The sequence below is a fragment of the Pleurocapsa minor HA4230-MV1 genome, assembly GCA_019359095.1.
Classification (GTDB): Bacteria; Cyanobacteriota; Cyanobacteriia; order Cyanobacteriales; family Xenococcaceae; genus Waterburya; species Waterburya minor.
The window spans coordinates 366,773-385,792 of the sequence record JAHHHZ010000017.1; the positions used below are offsets into that span (position 1 = coordinate 366,773).

At 37.9% G+C, this 19,020-nt stretch carries 21 protein-coding genes; 8 read left to right on the forward strand and 13 right to left on the reverse strand.

Annotation, left to right across the window (positions count from 1 at the left end; translation table 11 throughout):
* Position 1: 1 nt before the first annotated feature.
* The 3 genes from KME09_08965 to KME09_08975 form a co-directional block, all read right to left on the reverse strand.
* Complete coding sequence (locus KME09_08965; protein ID MBW4534056.1) at positions 2-415, reverse strand: response regulator; 414 nt, start codon at positions 413-415, stop codon at positions 2-4.
* Positions 416-646: 231 nt separating this feature from the next.
* Positions 647-1,027, reverse strand: a complete 381-nt coding sequence (locus KME09_08970; protein ID MBW4534057.1) for a DUF2294 domain-containing protein — start codon at positions 1,025-1,027, stop codon at positions 647-649.
* Between the two features lie 397 nt (positions 1,028-1,424).
* Positions 1,425-2,402 carry a DVUA0089 family protein gene (locus tag KME09_08975; protein MBW4534058.1) on the reverse strand — a complete coding sequence of 326 codons (978 nt, stop codon included), beginning with the start codon at positions 2,400-2,402 and terminating at the stop codon, positions 1,425-1,427.
* A 265-nt stretch (positions 2,403-2,667) separates the two neighbouring features.
* On the opposite strand from KME09_08975, the gene KME09_08980 reads away from it, so the two are divergent.
* Complete coding sequence (locus tag KME09_08980; GenBank protein ID MBW4534059.1) at positions 2,668-3,363, forward strand: hypothetical protein; 696 nt, start codon at positions 2,668-2,670, stop codon at positions 3,361-3,363.
* A gap of 158 nt (positions 3,364-3,521) precedes the next feature.
* Here KME09_08980 and KME09_08985 read toward each other — a convergent pair whose 3' ends face one another.
* The 3 genes from KME09_08985 to KME09_08995 all read right to left on the reverse strand — a co-directional run bounded on the left by KME09_08985 (position 3,522) and on the right by KME09_08995 (position 6,810).
* Positions 3,522-4,664 (reverse strand): hybrid sensor histidine kinase/response regulator, encoded by a 1,143-nt coding sequence (locus KME09_08985; protein ID MBW4534060.1) that lies wholly within the window; start codon positions 4,662-4,664, stop codon positions 3,522-3,524.
* Positions 4,654-6,099 (reverse strand): AAA family ATPase, encoded by a 1,446-nt coding sequence (locus KME09_08990; protein MBW4534061.1) that lies wholly within the window; start codon positions 6,097-6,099, stop codon positions 4,654-4,656. Before KME09_08990 ends, KME09_08985 begins: the two co-directional genes overlap by 11 nt.
* 357 nt (positions 6,100-6,456) lie before the next feature.
* A complete protein-coding gene (locus tag KME09_08995; GenBank protein MBW4534062.1) occupies positions 6,457-6,810 on the reverse strand; it encodes a hypothetical protein in 354 nt (117 codons plus the stop codon).
* A 313-nt stretch (positions 6,811-7,123) separates the two neighbouring features.
* Here KME09_08995 and KME09_09000 point away from each other — a divergent pair, with 313 nt between their 5' ends.
* On the forward strand, positions 7,124-7,396 hold the full coding sequence (locus KME09_09000; GenBank protein MBW4534063.1) for a DUF692 family protein: 273 nt from the start codon (positions 7,124-7,126) through the stop codon (positions 7,394-7,396).
* A gap of 70 nt (positions 7,397-7,466) precedes the next feature.
* Here KME09_09000 and KME09_09005 read toward each other — a convergent pair whose 3' ends face one another.
* A complete protein-coding gene (locus KME09_09005; protein MBW4534064.1) occupies positions 7,467-7,643 on the reverse strand; it encodes a YqaE/Pmp3 family membrane protein in 177 nt (58 codons plus the stop codon).
* A 249-nt stretch (positions 7,644-7,892) separates the two neighbouring features.
* Here KME09_09005 and KME09_09010 point away from each other — a divergent pair, with 249 nt between their 5' ends.
* The 6 genes from KME09_09010 to KME09_09035 all read left to right on the forward strand — a co-directional run bounded on the left by KME09_09010 (position 7,893) and on the right by KME09_09035 (position 12,287).
* On the forward strand, positions 7,893-8,258 hold the full coding sequence (locus tag KME09_09010; protein MBW4534065.1) for a phage holin family protein: 366 nt from the start codon (positions 7,893-7,895) through the stop codon (positions 8,256-8,258).
* A 234-nt stretch (positions 8,259-8,492) separates the two neighbouring features.
* The gene (locus tag KME09_09015) at positions 8,493-9,632 is read left to right on the forward strand and encodes a DUF2382 domain-containing protein (GenBank protein MBW4534066.1); all 1,140 of its coding nucleotides are present in this window, start codon (positions 8,493-8,495) and stop codon (positions 9,630-9,632) included.
* 34 nt (positions 9,633-9,666) lie between these two features.
* On the forward strand, positions 9,667-10,467 hold the full coding sequence (locus tag KME09_09020) for an SDR family oxidoreductase (protein ID MBW4534067.1): 801 nt from the start codon (positions 9,667-9,669) through the stop codon (positions 10,465-10,467).
* Positions 10,468-10,524: 57 nt separating this feature from the next.
* Positions 10,525-10,986, forward strand: coding sequence for a BON domain-containing protein (locus KME09_09025; GenBank protein MBW4534068.1), 462 nt, complete (start codon positions 10,525-10,527; stop codon positions 10,984-10,986).
* Positions 10,987-11,292: 306 nt separating this feature from the next.
* Positions 11,293-12,000, forward strand: coding sequence for a sterol desaturase family protein (locus KME09_09030; GenBank protein MBW4534069.1), 708 nt, complete (start codon positions 11,293-11,295; stop codon positions 11,998-12,000).
* Positions 12,001-12,137: 137 nt separating this feature from the next.
* Complete coding sequence (locus KME09_09035; protein MBW4534070.1) at positions 12,138-12,287, forward strand: hypothetical protein; 150 nt, start codon at positions 12,138-12,140, stop codon at positions 12,285-12,287.
* A gap of 150 nt (positions 12,288-12,437) precedes the next feature.
* Here the strand turns inward: KME09_09035 and KME09_09040 are convergent, their stop codons facing one another.
* The 6 genes from KME09_09040 to KME09_09065 form a co-directional block, all read right to left on the reverse strand.
* Entirely contained in the window at positions 12,438-12,983 is a 546-nt protein-coding gene (locus KME09_09040) for a DUF2231 domain-containing protein (protein ID MBW4534071.1), read from the reverse strand.
* Between the two features lie 334 nt (positions 12,984-13,317).
* Positions 13,318-14,166, reverse strand: coding sequence for a phytanoyl-CoA dioxygenase family protein (locus KME09_09045; protein ID MBW4534072.1), 849 nt, complete (start codon positions 14,164-14,166; stop codon positions 13,318-13,320).
* A gap of 77 nt (positions 14,167-14,243) precedes the next feature.
* A complete protein-coding gene (locus tag KME09_09050) occupies positions 14,244-15,533 on the reverse strand; it encodes an O-antigen ligase family protein (protein ID MBW4534073.1) in 1,290 nt (429 codons plus the stop codon).
* Between the two features lie 167 nt (positions 15,534-15,700).
* Positions 15,701-16,600 (reverse strand): FkbM family methyltransferase, encoded by a 900-nt coding sequence (locus tag KME09_09055; protein ID MBW4534074.1) that lies wholly within the window; start codon positions 16,598-16,600, stop codon positions 15,701-15,703.
* Positions 16,540-17,358 (reverse strand): PIG-L family deacetylase, encoded by an 819-nt coding sequence (locus KME09_09060; GenBank protein ID MBW4534075.1) that lies wholly within the window; start codon positions 17,356-17,358, stop codon positions 16,540-16,542. Before KME09_09060 ends, KME09_09055 begins: the two co-directional genes overlap by 61 nt.
* Positions 17,321-18,649: a glycosyltransferase family 4 protein gene (locus tag KME09_09065; GenBank protein ID MBW4534076.1), complete on the reverse strand. Its 1,329-nt coding sequence runs from the start codon at positions 18,647-18,649 to the stop codon at positions 17,321-17,323. Before KME09_09065 ends, KME09_09060 begins: the two co-directional genes overlap by 38 nt.
* Positions 18,650-19,020: the final 371 nt, after the last annotated feature.

Here is a 19,020-nt window from a genome sequence, read left to right on the forward strand (position 1 = left end):
TTTAAGCTGTATTGGAAATATGAGAATAGACAATTTGCTCTAATTCTTCCAATAGGTATGGCTTAAGTAAGCAGCCATCAAAGCCAGCATTCTTAATCATTTCTTGCTCCCTGTCTCCAGCTAGAGCGGTAACTGCAATTACAGGAATAGATTTTGTTAGCCAATCGAGCCGTAAGATTTTTAATAGCTCTAGACCACTAATTTCAGGCATTCTAACATCTAGCAGAATTAAATCTGGCTGTCGCTGCTGTGCCAGTGATAAAGCCGTTAAGGCGTTTTCAGCAATTAAACAATGATAATTAAATAAGCTCAGAGCCGTATAAATATAAGTCAAATTATCTTTATCGTCTTCTACGACGAGGATAGTTGCTTTAAATGAGTTTTCTTGAGAAATTGGCGTTAGTGTAGTATACATTGATAATATATATCTCCTAGCTACAATAACGCCTCCTCAAAATGAGAAATGAACTCAATTTCCATCTGAGAAGGGGTTTCGTTGATTGATTGTATGTTGCTTATGCCAAGTCGCTCACTTGAGATAAACAGCCATATCATTTAGCTTAATTCTATGATCTTAAATCTTATTAAGCAAATTCATCTTTTCTATTCATCAAAGTATAATATCGCAATTAAAAAGTATTACCAATTAATTACGCTTAGTTTGACGTATTTGAGGCATTTCATTCAGCAAAGCCAAAATACCAGTAAAATTATGTTCCAAGGTAGTATCAATCGTAAGATCGATAACTTCAACTCCCAAATTGTGTCTGATTTTAGCAATCACTTCGCTTTTAATGATGCGATCGATACGAATGCGCAGATCGCTGACAAAATTTTGATCCTCAGAATTATTTAACAGCCTTTCCAAAGAAGTGACGGAATTTTCCACAACGATCGCAACTTGTTGACCAAATATATGACAACTAATTTTGCCTACCCGACAGCTTAATTGATCTCGGTATAAAGCTTGGATAGATTGAGAAAGATTACGCTCCATTTCACCACGACTAGGAACATTGTTTGCCATTTTCGCTTTTAATTAATTATTCAAGTTTTGATTAGATGAAATAAAAAATTAATCAAACAGCTTTCATAGTGTCTGATTCCCTAGCGTTTGAAGAGTTAGGGACGGTTGTATTGCTTATTCCTATACAATCTTAACTAAATAATAAAGGTTTTAATAATAGGGTCAGATGAGTAATAACCGAATATAACTATTGGCTTTTTGTACAGAACAAAAAAAGAAAAAAAGAAAAAAGAAAAAAGAGTTGCACTAATAAGCTAGAACAGGTTTTGATTAAAAGTAACTACTGAAGACTAAAAAATTGTCTAGATAATATAAATAAAAGCAAATTAGCGATCGCTGTGACAAAATACAATCGGCGATCGCTAATTAAATAGCAGAATAAAAAAAAGTTAATTACTTAAGCTACAAATTCTTTCTCAGTTGCAGCTCCTTCAGCTGCTCTAAAGGTAGGTGAGACCACTTCAGAGAAACCAAAGTCATCTGAAGTAATTACATCAGGAGAAACTCCAGTTAAATTGGCAATCACACCACCAAAGCTAGAAATTGTAGTACCAGTGCCACCAGTAGTACTTGCAGTGATAGTTAGATCGTCAAAAGTTAATCCATTGGTTAATAAAATCTGATCTGATCCATCTACAAAATCAAAAATTCTATCTTGACCATCACCGATTACAAAAAGATCATCACCCCTTCCGCCATACAGAGAGTCATTTCCTGCTTCACCCCCTAGGGTATCATTACCATTTTCACTTCTTAAGACATCATTACCATCTCCACCTCGTAGTAGATCATCGCCTGCACCTCCAGTCATAAAATCGTTACCAGCATCCCCTAAGAGATTATCTTTTTGCCCCCCACCTGTAATAGAATCGTTACCAGCCAATCCCTGAATATAGTCTGATTCTCCCGTTCCTGTTAGTCTTTCTGAGCCATCAGTACCATTGATACCGTTAAAGATGCTGATTGCTAAGTCATACTCTCCAATGCTAAAACCTTCGCCAGAGTTTTCTACATTGGGATCGTAATCGAAATTAGCATAACTACTCACGCCAACATAGTAATCACCTGAATTGGCAGCAGTGTATGCCAAGTAAGAATCGAAACTGAAATCTTCAAAAGGCCCTTGACCATCATCATTGATAGCTTGTTGGCTGCTAGCAGAGTCAAATACTCGTAGTACAGAATCTAAATCAGAGCCATTTTCCCGCGCTTCAGTATTGAGAGTGACCACATCTCCTTGATCTAGCTGCAATTTGATGAAATCGACATCGGAAGTTGATTCGATCTCACCACTGAGAACTGCGGCATTTCCAGGAGAGGTTAATCCGCTATCGTTTGCAGTGCTAATAGTATTGTTCGGTTCAATTATAGACATTTGTTTGGCTCCAAAAAATTATGTTTTTCTGGCTAAAAGTTTTTAGCTGATATATATCTATCAGTAGTACCCATAAATTTTTTGGTTTTTTGAGGCTTGACTGTAATAAAGCTTAATACAAGCTCTAAATGTATTGAGGATGGTTCTTTTATCCAGAATCATGATTCTGCTTTTTGTTTATTTAAAGCTTTTAAATTGCATTTATTACCCCAAATGTCGGTATGGAAATTCAGCGTAATTTTCGTAATCAGTGAGCGAAAGCATTATGGGTATCAAGATCAGTAAGTTACTCCAACAAGTATCTCAACATCCCCAAGGAAGTGAACAAAGGCGAAGAGCGATGCATCGTTTATTAACTGAAATTTATCATCTACCAGGATTACTCAAATCATCGCATCCAGATTATTTAGCTGCCTTGAACCAAACTTGGGAAAAAGTTAGTCGAGACATTTGTTGTGAGTTTCAACCTAAATCAAAATCATTGGAGAAAAGTCTGGTTAATTGGATCAATGGATATCTATACTGGCGCATAAAAGATTTATATGCTGCTAATTCTGCTTTAATTAGCCTCGATGCACCGATCGCTGAAAATGATTGGCAAACAACCTTGCTCGAATTACTAGCAGAGACGGGATTCAACACGCCCAAATTAAATGGATTAGATTGCTATATTGAACAGCTACAAGAACAAGAAAATGAACGTCTTAGTCAAAAAATAGTAAATTATATTAATCAAGATCCCCAAAATCGGCTGAAAAACTGTTATCCCCGCGCATATCCACATTGTCATTGCCAGTTACTTAGCCAAAAAAGATTGTTATCAGAACCTACTAAAACTTTTGAAGATATTGCTGAAGAATTAAATATACCTTTAAAACAACTAACTAACCATTGGTATGGAAGGTGTAAGCCACTTTTGCAAAAAATCTTTCAAGATTACAAATTACGAATTACTAATTAAAGTTTAATTTAAGTAGGTATGCAAAATAATTGATCAAACCCCTACCCTAGAGCTATTTGTCCTAAAGGATACCGCTCCGCATATTACTCGTTACTTGTTACTTGTTACTCCCTAACTTCATTTCCAATTTAATTACACCCACCTACTTAGCTAGATAACTATTCCTTGACCATGGGAATATTAACGGTAAAAGTCGTACCTACTTCTAGCTCACTGACTACGAAAATAGTGCCTTGATGAAATTCGACATATTCTTTGGCGATCGCTAAACCCAAACCCGATCCCTGATAACCTTGTGAGTTACTGGCACGATAAAAAGAATTAAATAGTTTAGGTAGATCTTCGGGGGGAATGCCAATACCGCGATCGCGAATCGTAAATATTAATTCTGAAGCCTGAGAGTGAATTTCAAAATCTATAGTGCTATCTTTGGGCGAGTATTTACAGGCATTGGCGAGTAAGTTAGTCAGAACATGATTAAGTAGTTTACTGTCTAAATTGAATTCTGCTGATTCTGCTTGATAAATAAAGTTGATTGTTTGCCTGTTGTCAAATGCTGTTTGAACTTCATTAATTACGTGGCGACAAAACGTTTCTAACTCTAGTGGCGCAGGATTAAATTCCAACTTGTTCATGTCTTTTTGACTAATCACCAAGACATCATTTAAGAGATTGGTCATTTTGGTGACGTTGCGCCGTAATTGTTGCAAAACTTCTGTCTTTTTAACTGGGGTTAATTTATCTCCATAAGCCTCTAAAATTTGTGCCATGCCTGAAATACTATTTAGAGGATTACGAAACTCATGAGATACCGTAGAAATGAAGCGAGATTTGATTTTATTTAACTCTTTTTCGTGAGCTAAAGACTGATTTAACTTTTCTTGTGTGGCTTTAAGCTGAAGAGAATAAGAACGCGATCGCAATAGTACGCGAATTTTAGTTCGGAGTTCAATTTTTTCCACTGGTAGATAAACAATATCATCGACTAATGGTTCTAAATGATCTGTAGACAAACCAACATCATGCAGGGTAGTCATAAAAACGAACGGTAGGAACAAAGGAATCACTGCCTCCCTTTTCGCCAGCATTTTTTCGCGTAAATAATGAATAGCCGTATAATCAATAAAACAGAGATCGAAATCCTCGGTTAACATTTGCTCACCAGCTACAACAAAGTCCGAATCAACTCCAGGAGCAAGTACTTGATAGTATTTCTCCAAGGCTTGAGATAACAATTGTCGATTCTGCTGATGTTCGACTAGTAAGAGAATACGTTTCCTTGTTCCTTGTTCACTGTTCATTGTTCACTGACTTAGGTACACCGCTTAATATTCCTCGCAAATGAGACAAGGGTTCACCTACCTTGATCCCATACTTAGTAATTTTAAACTCTCTTAGGGTGCGCTCGAAATCTGATACTCTTTTTTTCAATACGCCGATCGCTTTACGCAACTCGCCATTTATTTCTAAATAACGTAAAAAGATCAAATTGTCGGCTAAATAAGACAGTCCTACTTCAGTCACGCTAAACTCTACCCCAGTAATCGCATGGGTTTCGTTGACTAGAATGACCGTGACTCCCATATTTTTCAGATATTTACATAGGGAATGTAGATGACGAATTAAATCTCCTCCTTCCATCGATAATCTATATCCTGAAGTACTATCGATCATCACTATTTTGGCGTTGTTTTGCTCCACTTCGGTGCGAACTAATTGGACGAATTGATGAGGAGTATACTTTAGGGGTTCAATATTAACTATCGAGAGTGTCCCGCGTTCAATCATAGCGTGGGCGGGAATATTAATTGATTCGCAACGTCTTAAGATCGTACTTGAAGCTTCTTCAAAAGCATATAATACTGAGCGTTCTCCTCTTCCCGCAGCCTCCTTCATAAACTGCATCCCAAAGGTTGATTTGCCTACACCTGATGGGCCACTGAGAATAGTTGTTGTTCCTCGTTCAATTCCACCACAAAGTAATTCATCAATTTCTGGAATACCAGCAGAAATGACTTCTAGTGTATCCTCACGTTGATAAGTCTCTGGAATCAGAATCGGATAAACCAACATGCCGCGATCGCTTAAATGTAAATCGTGATGACCTTTAGCAAAACCAGAACCCCGAAATTTATTGACTTGAAGACAGCGCTTGTTAATAGTTGTGTGTAGTTCAATTACGCCATCGCTCATAAACTGGAGATCATCATCAGGATCGCGATCGCTTCCTTCGGAGGTAAATAATAGAGTAATATCGCGATCGACTACAAAGCGTAAAAATGACTGTACCTGCTTGCGAAATTCAAAGGCATCTTTTGCCAGATAACGGAATTGGGTAATAGCATCGAGGAAAATCCGCTGTGGCTTGATTTTTTCAATTGCAGCCACCAATTTTTCCGTAACTGGTGATTTTTCTACTTCTGAAGGAGAGAAAATATCATAGCTTCGATCTTCGGCAAAAAAATTTTCTGTAGTGCTAAGATCTAGAAATTCTACATCATCTAGCTCGATACTCATTAGCTTGGCATTACGACGCAGCCTTGATTCTGACTCACTAAAGCTGATTAGTAGGCTGGTTTCTCCCAAAGCAATTCCAGTACTAAGAAAATGAAATCCTAAAGTCGTTTTTCCACTACCTGGTTGACCTTTAATTAAATACGCTTGTTCAGCAACCAATCCCCCCAACAGGACTTCATCTAAACCAGCAATTCCTGTAGATATACGCTTTAAGGTCATTATAGATACTTCGATACGATCGCAAATTTACGCAAATTTAAGTTTATTATGAAAATAGCCCATAATATAGTTTAAGTTACTATGTGATCGCACCTCTTGGAAATACTTGATGAGATTTTCCCGAAAACTTTAAATATTTTTTATTTTTACATTGGCGATCGCCCCTCTTGATCATATCTCCTGAAATTCTTAAGGCTATTTCAAATATGTTTTACATCTAATATAAATTAGTCTACGTTTAAATCTACTAATTTAAGCGATCACCGTTGATAATTAATACACAAAAATACGCAAAAAAATAGTAAATCTAAACTTAATTAGATTTACTTAATTACTCTTAAAATTACGGAATTTTAATTATTTTAGGTTGTCGGGGACAGTTCTTTCAGCTACATCTGGATAAAGTCCACCCCAATCTTTTACTGCTTCTTTTGTTTCTTTGCCAATTTCTTTAACTCTTTCTAAAGGTTGGTCTTCGGTTGCGCGAGCCTCTTGTTTCCACTCGCGAGTAGTTGTTGGTCGTTCGGGATTACCTTCAAAGATCTTATCACTAATTTTATCAGCAGCACTATTACCGTTGGTAGCATAGCTACTAACACCACTAGTTAATAAAATTACAGCTAAAAAAGTAGTAGTTAGTAGACTTTTGATTTGAGTTTTTTTAAGTACAGAACTCAGGTAGTTGATTGCTTGAGAAAATAAATGTCTCATTTTTTTTGACAGAATAACAAAATAATTGTGCAAATTTACGTGTAAGTTACTCAAAATGAAGTAAATAGAAATATTGGAAATTTAAATTTATTTTTTATTTCATTCTGCTTTTAGTTACACAACCTCAGATTAGCTAACTTATAACTTTTAATTCCTCCGACTAAAGTTATAGTTTGTTTTGGAGCAAGTACGGATAATTAATAAATATAGATAAATATCTCATTTCCCCATAATTCAAACTATTTAACTGTTCCAAAGATATTATTAAGAAATATCCAACCAATGTTTCATTTTGAAGTTTATTTGTCAGTATTTGATACAAACTTTTGAAGCCGTAAAAATAGCTGCTGACAATATTAACTACTTGCGCGATCGCTTAGATATTCCCTTTGCTTTTGAAACTGGGGTTAATTATTTGCAACCGCTTCCTGGTGAAATGACAGATGGAAGTTTTTTCGCTGCCGTTGCTGAAACTGCAGAGCGTGGAATTGTCCTCGCTCTGCACAATCTTTGGTGTAATGAAAAAAATGGTAGTAGGGCGAGGCACACCCCACCCTACTTAAACGAACCCAATATTTTAGTCTAGACACGCTACTACCAAGTCTCTAAAACCTGAAAGCTCAAAACCAATTAATTTAGATATCAGCTAGTTCGCACTAGTAGTTTGCCTGCTCTGATTTTTTGGAGAGTATCCAGAGCGCGTGAATAACTCCTGGAACCCATCCTAACAGAGTCAATAAAATATTAATAAATAAAGCTTGACCTACTCCCATGGTTAAAAACACACCAAGGGGGGGAAGCAATATTGAGGCAATAACATTAATAATTCCCATTTCTCTTTCCTACTTTTTAAATACTTTGTATCCAATTAATTTCCATTTTAAATCTCTTTAAGCAGCAGAGCTTCTATCTTAAGCAAGATAAGCATCTATCTCTACATTTTATTTTTTAGGTAATAATACATCTTTGGCTAGAGGTAAGAAATAAGACAATTTTTTAGGATTAATTAGTATAAAAACAGAAGCAAAGCATTAATGTTTTGTCTTACGTAAAATTGTAAAATAAACAGGAGTCAAAAAATTATGTTAGGTTCATTTTTAACTATCTTAGCTACAGCATTAAGCCTTTTGGTAGTTGATATTATCTTTCCTGGGGTAAATCTGGCGAATTTTCCTGCTGCTCTAGTTGCAGCCTTAGTAATTGGTTTAATTAATTCAGGAGTTAAGCCAGTAATATCATTATTATCTTTACCACTCAATGTCGTAAGTTTAGGTGGATTTTCTTTGGTAGTTAACGGTTTATGTTTCTGGTTAGCTGCTCTTTTCGTTCCTGGTTTCCGAGTTGCTGGTTTAGTAGCCTTTATCGTTGCCCCGATAATTCTGTCTATAGTTAACACTTTTCTGAGCAAGTATTTTGCCGAAAAACTACCCAACATGGCTCAAGAATAAAAATTAAGACAGTTTGTAATCATACAATATTACACAATTCATTGTTTTATTGTTATCTATCTTAATATTTTAATTTAATCAAACTATAGATAGATAATCTTTGGCAATAGATAAAAAATACTCAAATAAAGATAAAACTAGCTTAACTTTGGTAAAACTAGTCTAGCTAGTAAATATTTGAGCTTAACCAAACGCTGATAATCACAATATATTTCATTTCTAGGAATCAAAGTTATGAAGACCAAGCAATACAAACGTGCTGCTGGATTGTTTTACAGTCGGGATGAAGCAGAAAGTGCAGTTCGTGATCTCAAAGCAGGAGGTTACGACATGGATCAAGTGTCAGTCATTGCCAAAGATGCCGATCGCGTGGCAGGACATGAAACTACCGAAAAAATAGGTAACAAAGCAGACGAAGGTGCTACTACTGGTGCTTTAACTGGTGGAACATTAGGCGGTATTACTGGTTTATTGGTAGGCTTAGGTGCATTAGCTATCCCTGGTCTTGGGCCTATTTTATTGGCTGGTGCAGAAGCAACTGCGATCGCCACCACTTTAGCTGGAGCTGGTATCGGTGCTGCTGCGGGTAGTTTAATTGGAGCGTTGATCGGCTTAGGGATTCCTGAAGAAAAAGCGAAAATATATAGCGATCGCGTGGGAAGAGGTAGCTTCCTGGTAATAGTGACAGGGACAGAATTAGAAATAGATCGTGCAGCAACGATCATGCGTCAACATGGTGTAGAAGAATTTGACATCTACGATATGCCAGGCGCAAAAGTACCTGCCGTTACTAATGTTACTGATGTTGATAAAAACATGAGAGCCAGAACCGATCTTGGTGATATGCCAGGCGCAAAAGTACCTGCCGTTACTAATGTTACTGATGTTGATGAAGATCTTAGAGCCAGAACAGATCTTAGCGATGTGCCAAAAGCAAAAGCCATTGCCATCACTGACGTTGACGAAGATATTAGAGCTAGAACAGATCTTGGCGATCGCGATAAAATAAAGCTCTATGAAGAACGTTTGCTGGTCAATAAACACCGCGTCAAAGCTGGCGAAGTATCTATTGGCAAACACGTCGAAACTGAGACTGCTGAAGTTGCTGTCCCTGTGAAAAAAGAACGTATTGTGATCGAACGCTCAAACGCAGTAAATACAACCCCCGTAGACTCGGGTACGGTAGATTTCACCGACGCTGAGACAATTCGCATGGAAGCTTATGAAGAAAAGCCAAAGATTCAAAAAGAAGCTTTTGTTCGCGAAGAAGTCAACATTCATAAAGAGATTGAGCAAGACACGGTTAATGCGCAAGAAACTATCCGTCACGAAGAACTAGATATAAAAGCAGACGGCGACGTAATTCAACGATAAACCAGTAATAAAACAAGATAGAAATAGGTTAGGTATGGATTTTGGGATTAAAGGCAAGGTAGCAGTAATCACTGGTGGTGACTCTGGCATGGGTAAAGCTACAGCTAAATTATTGGCTGCTGAAGGAGTGAAAATTGCCCTGATAGATAGAACCAAGGATGAGCTAAATACGACTGCCACAGAAATAGATAAAATTAGTGAAGCTATACAGGTTACAGCCGATCTAACTAACCTAGAGCAAGTTGAAGCAGCAAAACAGCAAATTCTAGAACATTATGGCGCTGTGGATATCTTGGTCAACTGTGCGGGTATCACAGGCTCAACTAAAGAGTTTTTAGAATTAACCGATCGAGATTGGTACGAAACGATTGATGTTGATTTTATGTCTGCGGTGCGCGTTTGTCGAGCTTTTATTCCCTCCATGCAAAAACAAGGCTGGGGCAGAATTGTGTTAATTGGTTCAGAAGATGCTGTACAGCCATATACGGATGAAATGCCTTACTGTGCAGCCAAAGCAGCAGTACTTAACCTAACCAAAAATCTCTCTAAAGCTTATGCCAAAGATGGTATTTTGATCAACTCGGTGTCTCCTGCCTATATTGCCACCCCGATGACTGATGCCATGATGGAAAAACGGGCAAAGGAAAAAGGCACGAGTTTTGATGAGGCGATTCAAACTTTTCTCAAAGAAGAACGTCCTCATTTAGAACTACACCGTCGAGGTGAAGCAGAGGAAGTAGCTGCGGTAATTGCCTTTCTTTGTTCTCAGCATTCTAGCTTCGTTGTCGGCGCAAATTATCGAGTTGATGGTGGTTCAGTCGCCACTGTCGGTTAGCAATAACCACTATTACATTTGTTCATAAATATATTAATTGATTGGAGAAGATCAAAAATGAAAAAGTTAACAGGATTATTATTCAGTAGTATTTTGCTTTTGGGTGTAGTTGGTTGTGATGTTGCCCGTACTAGTGGTGATGCTCCTACAGATCCAAACGACGGTGCAGCAGAGGTAGAAGATGCTGCTAAAGTAACAGAAACTAAAGATGATGGTCAGGGTGAAATACGTCGAAAACAGTTAGAAGCTGATATTCGAGCAAGAGAAGAGCGCAATAAAGTTGCTGGCGATCCTGAAGTGAGGGCTGATTCCGATCTTGAAAGTGAAATAAGATCTAAGTTAGAAGCAAATATACCTCGTTCTCAACTAACCGTAGAAGCTAAAGATGGTCAGGCAAAAATTCTCGGTACAGTACCCAGTCAAGAAGAATACGATAAAATTGTGCCTCTAGCCAAAGAAATTAAAGGAGTTAAGGAAGTAACTACAGAAGTTAAGGTAATACCTGCTACTGAATCATAAGTTTTTAGTAATAACCTAAAATTAAAGGGTTTGGCAATGCCAGCCCTTTAGTCATGTTAATTATTAATAAACTATATTCAATAATCCAGTTGTTAAAACAATCATTTTAGATGAAATACAAATAAGAATGATACAGATAGATAGTCCCTAAGTCCCCAAATCCCCGACGCGAAGCTAGTCCTTTAGGGCAAGTCCCCTTAGATGCGATCGCTAATATTACCATAGTTTTATATGCTGTAAATATCTAACAAACGCACCTGATTGAAATAGAACTCTTAAAAATTATTCATTTCCAAAATTAATTTGATGAAGCTTTGGCTCTATTATCTCACCACTTTTTTCGTAATTATTCTGACACGGTATTTATTAGTAGCTGGAGGCACTTATTGGCTATTTTATGCTTCAGATAAATCCTTTATTAAGCAATCTTTAAATCTTAAATATCCTCAGAAAAAACTCATCCAAAAAGATATTGCCCTGTCTATTACAGCTACCGTAGCAACTGCTATTTGTGCAGCCTTAGTAATGACTATCTATGACTTTGGGGCAACTCGTTTGTATAGTTCAATTGAAGACTATGGAACGTGGTATTTAATTATTAGCTTTTTTGGCGTAATCTTACTACAGGATGCTAGTTATTACTTTTTTCATCGAGGATTTCATCACCCCTCAGTCTATAACTGGCTGCATCGAGGACATCATCGCTCTAAAAATCCTACACCTTGGACATCTTTTGCCCTCGATTTTCCTGAAGCATTAATTCAAGGATTATTTTTGGTAGCCATAGTTTTTATCATTCCTCTTCATTTCGCCGTTTTAGCTTTGTGGTTAATTACAATGACAATTTGGTCATTGGTTACTCATCTTGGCTTTGAATTGTTCCCCAATTTTCCCGCTCATTGGTTTGGCAAGTGGTTTATTAGTTCAGATCATCACTCTCTACATCACAGACAATACAATAAACACTATGGACTGTATTTTACTTTTTGGGATCGATTACTCGGTACTAATTGATTTTATTGGCTCTAAGGTTTAAATAAAAATCCGTAGGGCGAGGCACACCCCACCCTACTTAACTTAAATAAACCCAGTAATAAGAGACTTGGTAGTAGAGCGTCTAGACTAAAATGCTGGGTTAATAAAATCTTAAAATGTTTGTCTACATTGAGGGGCGCAATATTTTTACCCAACAAATTAATGTGGACGCGCTCTTTTGGTTGGGTAGAACCAAGCGTGAAACCCAACAAAATCTTTTAATCGTTGGGTTTCGTGCCTCAAACGCCACTTGCTATATCCTTTAGGACAACCGAGGACACCTCGGCGACGCGCGACGCGAAGCTAGTCCTTTAGGGAAGCTAGTACCACAAGGGTATAACATCCTTTAGGGCAACGCAGTGGCTCCCCAACCTACAATTTGATTTGATCTCTCCATTTACTATTGAAAATTGGTATTACGTATTATTAGAACCAATAACCCCAACTTTGTGTCGAAAAGAAAGTTCTCCACCATACCAACCTCCAACTCCTAGGAGTGTTGCCACCAACAACGAGACAAGTAAACCAATGGGAAGGATAAAAGCCTCTGGGCTATCTTGCCTAAACCAAAAATTAATTGCGGTTAAGACTAAAGCTGTAACATTAAAAGCCATGTGCGCCCAGCCAGCAGTACGTTTACGAACTTTGGGAATTTTGAGAAAATCTGACATTCCCACCAAAGCTGCTAAAATGCCTGCGATTAAACCTAGTCCAATTAACCAGGTAGAAGCACGCGCCCAGAAAAAGTCTCTTGTTAACAAATAGCCGAGATCGCTACCAGCAGCACCCGTTAAAAAAGCTACGGGAAAGACCACAATAATCGGATGAATTGGATGTCCTGCGATCGCTACAGAACTAGTCACGCCGTTACTTAAATACTCGCTTTCGAGGCTTTCAATAATTGGCGGGAGGTTAGGATAAGGATTTTGGGCGTATTCTGATTCAAATTCTGTATTTGTCATAGTATTTCTCCTCAAAGCAACAGCTATAGCCGTACAAAATTAGCGATAGACAATTAGGGTAATCGGCTCGAAGGTAGCAGGTAGTATGTAATAGGTACTAGGAAAAAACGTCTTAACGTCTTTAGGTATGGCTATATACAAAGTCGCCTTGTTGTTAGGTTGTGAATAAGATATTTGTGCTGAAATCCAAGATTAATTACCTGAGCCAATACTTTAATTAATAAACCGATCGCTCAATCCCAACATCTCGCGGAAGTCTTAAAGAATTTAAGTATGAAAGTCAAATTGATATCTCGATTGATAGATAAATGCGATCGCGCAAGTCAACAATCAATTAATCAAATTGAGGATGATATACATCACGAAAGAAACGTTGATGTTTAGGCGCTAGCTGCTCAATAACTGCTGGTTTGAAGTCTGGCTTATGGTGGCGTACATTGATATGGTTGTAAGCACAGAAAATTGCTATCCGAGGTGATTGAGAGTTTTGCCAAAAATCAGCAGAATGACGGACTGCTTCGGAAAAAATGACTAAAGACCCCGCAGGACAACCATAGCTCTCCCATAATCCTGAATTTCGGGCATCTATACTCTTGATAGGATTAGTGCGGATATTGTAATTAGCTTTGTGGCTACCAGGAATAAAACAAGTCCCACCTTTATTTTCTAGAACTTCATTCAATTCCCAAACCACCCGCACCATACCAGCATAAATCCGTCCATCATGGAAATTGTAAGCATAGTTAGGATTGGTAGTACGTCCACCCGCATGAGGTTTCCATTCACCTTCGCCTTGCTGACGATGGCTCAAAAAGACATTTTCTAAGCGAATTTTTTCGGGGTCAGGATCGATGACATTTAATAGCACATTCATGACTTCCCGATGATCGATTAGTTGAGCAAAAGGGCCTCCTGGTAAATAACGCTCATGAGGGGGTAGTGATTCAGGGTTATTTTTTTGGCGCAGTGTAAACTCTTTAATGACTTCTATTTCACTTTGACTCAGTACAGCTGGTTTAACAATGTAACCCTTAAGATCGAAAACAACTCGGTCATGCTCAGACATATTTACTCCTGAAAAACTAGAACGGTTAGAAATCAATTTGGTTAATTTTGTCGCCTTCAGGACAGCTTTCTGGGATTTAAGTTTAAATTGATCTTGAAGTCGGGATAAATGGCTCATGTCGCCTAATAAAAGTATGCTTAGAATAACTAACAGCGGTTTTAATGCTTGATCAATTTAGCTGACAAAGTTGAACTTTATTCTTCTATAGCGTAGCGATTGTTTTTAGCGATGACCAAAGAATAAGACACGGCTACGTACATTGCCCAAAAAGAATTATTCATCGTGGTGATCGTACCCTCGGTTAAATTAGAAAGCAAAATATAAGTCAAAAATAATAGAGGCCAAAATCCTTCTGGAGTATTGGTTTTTCTCAGTAATGCTAAAGACTGCTTGCTAGTAATCACAAAACCTGCCAGAAAAACACTCAACCCAACCAAGCCGATGGACAGCCAAATGTCTAGAAATCCGTTGTGGGCATAAATTACAGCTATTCTCATTGCCAACTGTATATATCCTGAAGGCCCTTCATAACCATTCCAAAAGGCAGCTAGCCCATAACCAAACAAAGGACGCAGTTGAATCTGATCCCAGACATATCGCCAAATATCTGTTCTACCTGATAAACTTGCGTCTTTTCCTACTGAACTGAATAAGGAATCGGAACCGATGTATCCAGCAACCCAAATTAGAGCAATAAGACCAATGATAGTTACGGCTAATACTGCTGAAAGCATCACTTCGTATCGCCATCTAAAAATACGATAGATAAGACATAAGATGAGCATTACGCCAAAAGTAGCTAAAGCAGTTGTAGATTGAGACATTACCATCGAAGCGCAGCCAAGAACTAAGAGTACCCAATAAATCCAACTGTTCTTTTCTCCCCGAATAGCATTTAAGAAGAAAACGACACTTCCAAGAGCCATAAAAGCACCGTATTGATTTTTGTGGGTAAATACACCTCTCAAGGCACCTTCATGAACTCCTGCCATTATTCCATATTGAGGTATGGCGACTGCCAGCAAGATGCTTAAAATTAGTAATAATCCATAAGTCCAGCCAAATAAACTCAATTGTTGGCGAAGAGTATAGCGAGTTGCCAAATATAGCCCAAAACTAGTAGTTCCTAGAGCATAAAGAGAAAATCTCAAAGTTTGAGCTGGATTTACCGACCAAAAACAGGAAAAACAAATGATTCCCATTAGGATCCAAAGAAGTTTATTTTGAGAAAATATTGAAACAACTCTTTTCCATCTAACTAATAACAAAATCCAAGTTATTAGATAAATTAAAATTGACATTTTGGCGTTGATTGACAAGTCGAAGCTACTAATATCTATACCGTCTCCCTCGTTTGTTCCTTTGGTTAGAATTAACGGCGTGATAGCATTTGAGATATGAATTAAAGAAAATATGGAAAAAATAAATTCAAAAATTTTTAGGATATTGCCTTCGCTTTTTGATGCTATATAAGCACTATTCATAATGATTAAATAAATTTAATTTCTGTTTGATATAAATAATTAAGCCAATTAACAATTAATATGACAAATTTTACCTTCTTTTTTAACTGAAGGTAAAATTAAGTTTTTGATATTTTATACTTTAAACAGTAATTTCTCAGTAAAGAAGACAAAAATATTGCCTTACTTTAGTTTGAGTGGGAAATCGGAGTAGCGATCGCATGACCTACACACCAGTCAATTGTATCGTAAGAATTTTCGATCTGAGTAACTCGATAGTTTAACAACTCAAAAAAACTGGCTAATTCTTGATACTTGCGTTCGTAAGCAGAGCGATCGCCATCATCAACTTCATAGATCACCGTTGGTTGATAGGTTTTAATGGTTTCGGTCATACCCTTAAGCACATCTAACTCTGCACCTTCGACATCCACCTTGACAAAGTTGGGTGGCTCTATTTTGTTTTGAGCAATTAAATCGTCTATGGAAACTAGATCGACAGTTGCTTTTCCTGCCAGATCTGGTGGCGCATCAGCAGTCGCTAAGGCATGTCCTCCTGAATATTTAGCCAGCAATAACTGCCCTTCTCCACTAGTATGAGAAACCGCTTTGGCAATCACTTCTATTTGGCTAAAGTTGTTTAACTGTGCATTGTGGCGAATACTCTGGGCATTTCCTGACCCTGGTTCAAAAGCGTAAACCTTACCTGTATCTCCAACTAATTGGGCGGCAATGATACTGAAAAAGCCGACATTAGCACCAATATCGTAGAAAACATCACCAGCTTTGAGCTGTTGAGCAAATAGCTCTTGAATTGGGATTTCATAAGTACCTAACGCTAATTCAGGGCAAGACTCTCCTGGATTAAATTTCAACCCTTGAGCTATGCCATTCCTCACAGCTACATCTCGCTGTCGTAAACCCGCACTAGCTAGGCGATATTTTAAGGAACTAGGGTTGGAACTAGCCAAATTTTCCAAAATATTGACGGGAAATAGGGGTAAAAGGCGATAAACTGCCTGTTTAATCATGATTTTGCTCCTGTATTGATCGTCCGACGAAAGATTTCTTGGGTTTGAAAGAAACATTTAAGCCACTCTCCCTTAGAGACATCTTGAAGTAGTCCCCAATTTGGATCGTCAATTAAACGTTTCATTTGAGTTTGATGTTGAGCTAAAGCAAGCTCTTTTTGTGACTTAACTGGTTCAATGGCAACGCGGTAATTAAATTCCTGAATTAATTGCCAGCCCAGTTTTGCCTTGATGCTAGCTTTAAGATAGTTAAGCTGCGAGTTGCGATCGCTTTGTGTCCAGGGAAAATGATGCCAATACCAGACGGGGTATTCATAAACAGCGACTTCTGGCGCATGGTTTTTCAAGGCAGCCAAGACAATTTGGGTGGTGGCTAAATGGTCAGGATGGGTTTCGCGAATATAGGGAATAAACAGCTGTTGAGGCTGATTTTGCAGTAGTAGTTCCTCGACTTGAGCGATCGCCTTAGTTAATGACTGCGACAATTCTCCGTCACGAAAACCTAAAAACACGACATTTTCTGCCTCAACGTTTAGGGTTTGGGCTGCCTGCACTGCCTCTTGCTGGCGCAACACAATTAATTCCGCTTCGGGTATAAAGCGATCGTGAGAACGGCTGCCATCAGTCATAAAGACAATTTTGACCTGAGCCTCGCATTCTCGTTTACGAATAATTGTTCCGCCACAGCCTAAAGTTTCATCATCCTGGTGGGGTGCAAAAACAATTGCCGAAGCTGCTAAATCTATGTCTGATAGAGGTTCAAGCTGATTTAGTTGTCTAAGATAGCGATCGCGCAACTGCTTTCTGAGTATCATTGAATTCTAACTCTACGCCGATGGCTGCATAAGTGTTAACTAAACTTGCGGCAATTTTTGACCAAGTATAACGTTGCCAAACTTTTTTTCTACCTGCTATTCCCATTTCTCTGGCGCGATCGGGATTAGAAATTAATTCTACAGCTGCATCCGCCAACTCCTGGGGATTTGCTGGCTCGACCAATAAACCAGTGACACGATCGTCCACAATTTCGGGCATTCCGCCTATTTTAGTGGCAATCACGGGAGTTTCAGTTGCCATTGCTTCCACTAAACTCATACCAAAAGCTTCACTCAAAGATGGATTAATCACCACATCTGCTTGCTGATAGTAAGGTAAAAGTTCTGGTTGCCGTAGCGAACCCGTAAAGATCACCTGAGAAGTTAAATGAGCAGGAATTTTGCTTTTAAGGTGTTCTAGATAATCAATACTGTAAAAGTCTTTCAAAGCTTGTACTTCAGGTTCAGGCTGTATATCGCACAGCAGCTCCCTAACAATTACCAGATGTGGCCCAGCTATAGTTAAGACAGCTTGAGGATATTGCTCTGTAATCTTAATAAAAGCATCGATTAAATCGTGTACGCCTTTTTCAGGAGAAATACGACCAACAAACAGTATTTGTGGTGCATTTTTGGGTTGCGGGAGGCGCTCTTGGGGACAGGGAACAAAATAATCGGCATTGACACCATTATTAATGGTTCGACAGATTCTCGCATATTGAGGAAAGCGAGCTTTGATTTTATTAGTAATATAGTCGCTACAGCTAATAACTAAGTCTACTTTGGCTAAACGCGAGGCGATCGCCTTTGGTTCAAGTCGATTAACCCATTCGCAATGAAGGTGCAGAACTATTTTTGCCTCTGGATTGCGATCGCGAATTATCGGCACAAACTGCGAAAAGTTATGAATATGAATGATGTCACATTGACGACGCGCAGCATCTTGAGCAACTTGCCAACCATAACCAAAATGAAACCAAGCAGAACCAAAATAGGGCAGCTTATTGTTAAAGTTTAGTTTGCTGACAATTTTTCGGGGAATTTTTAACAAATAGTCTAGTTTAGGGGAAATAGCCTGATACTCTATATATTCTAGTTGTCTGGCTTGCTCCCAATTATGATTATGCTCTGAAGTTGCTCGCGAATTAGCAGAATTTGCCGAACCATAATAGATTACATCACCATACTTAGTTAAGTGATTACCAATCAGATAACTCCAAATTCCAGTCGAGTCGCTTCCTTGAGGAGGAGCAGCTGTTGTCCAAGGTTGATTGACAAAAGATAATTTCATAATTAGTCTATTTCCCGTCTAAACAACCACAAATAATGATTAGAGTCTAATAATTTCATGATAGATTTGATTACTTCTCTTCTTTATTTGACTATTTAAGTTTGACTATTTAAGTCAGCTATATTGATGCATTGATATATTGCTATAGTGCTATAGTTTTGCAAGTATAAAATCAATAATAACTAATTAATATGAGTCTTTTCTTTTCTCTTTAGTTTAATCATACTTTTGAATAAACTTTCTTCATTTATAAAAGTTTTATATTACTAGATTGAGCTTTATGAAATCTTTATATTAAATTAAATCAAAAAAAGTAATAGTCTGAACATAATTTTATTGAATTACCAAGGTTCTTTTAGCGGTTTTAAAGT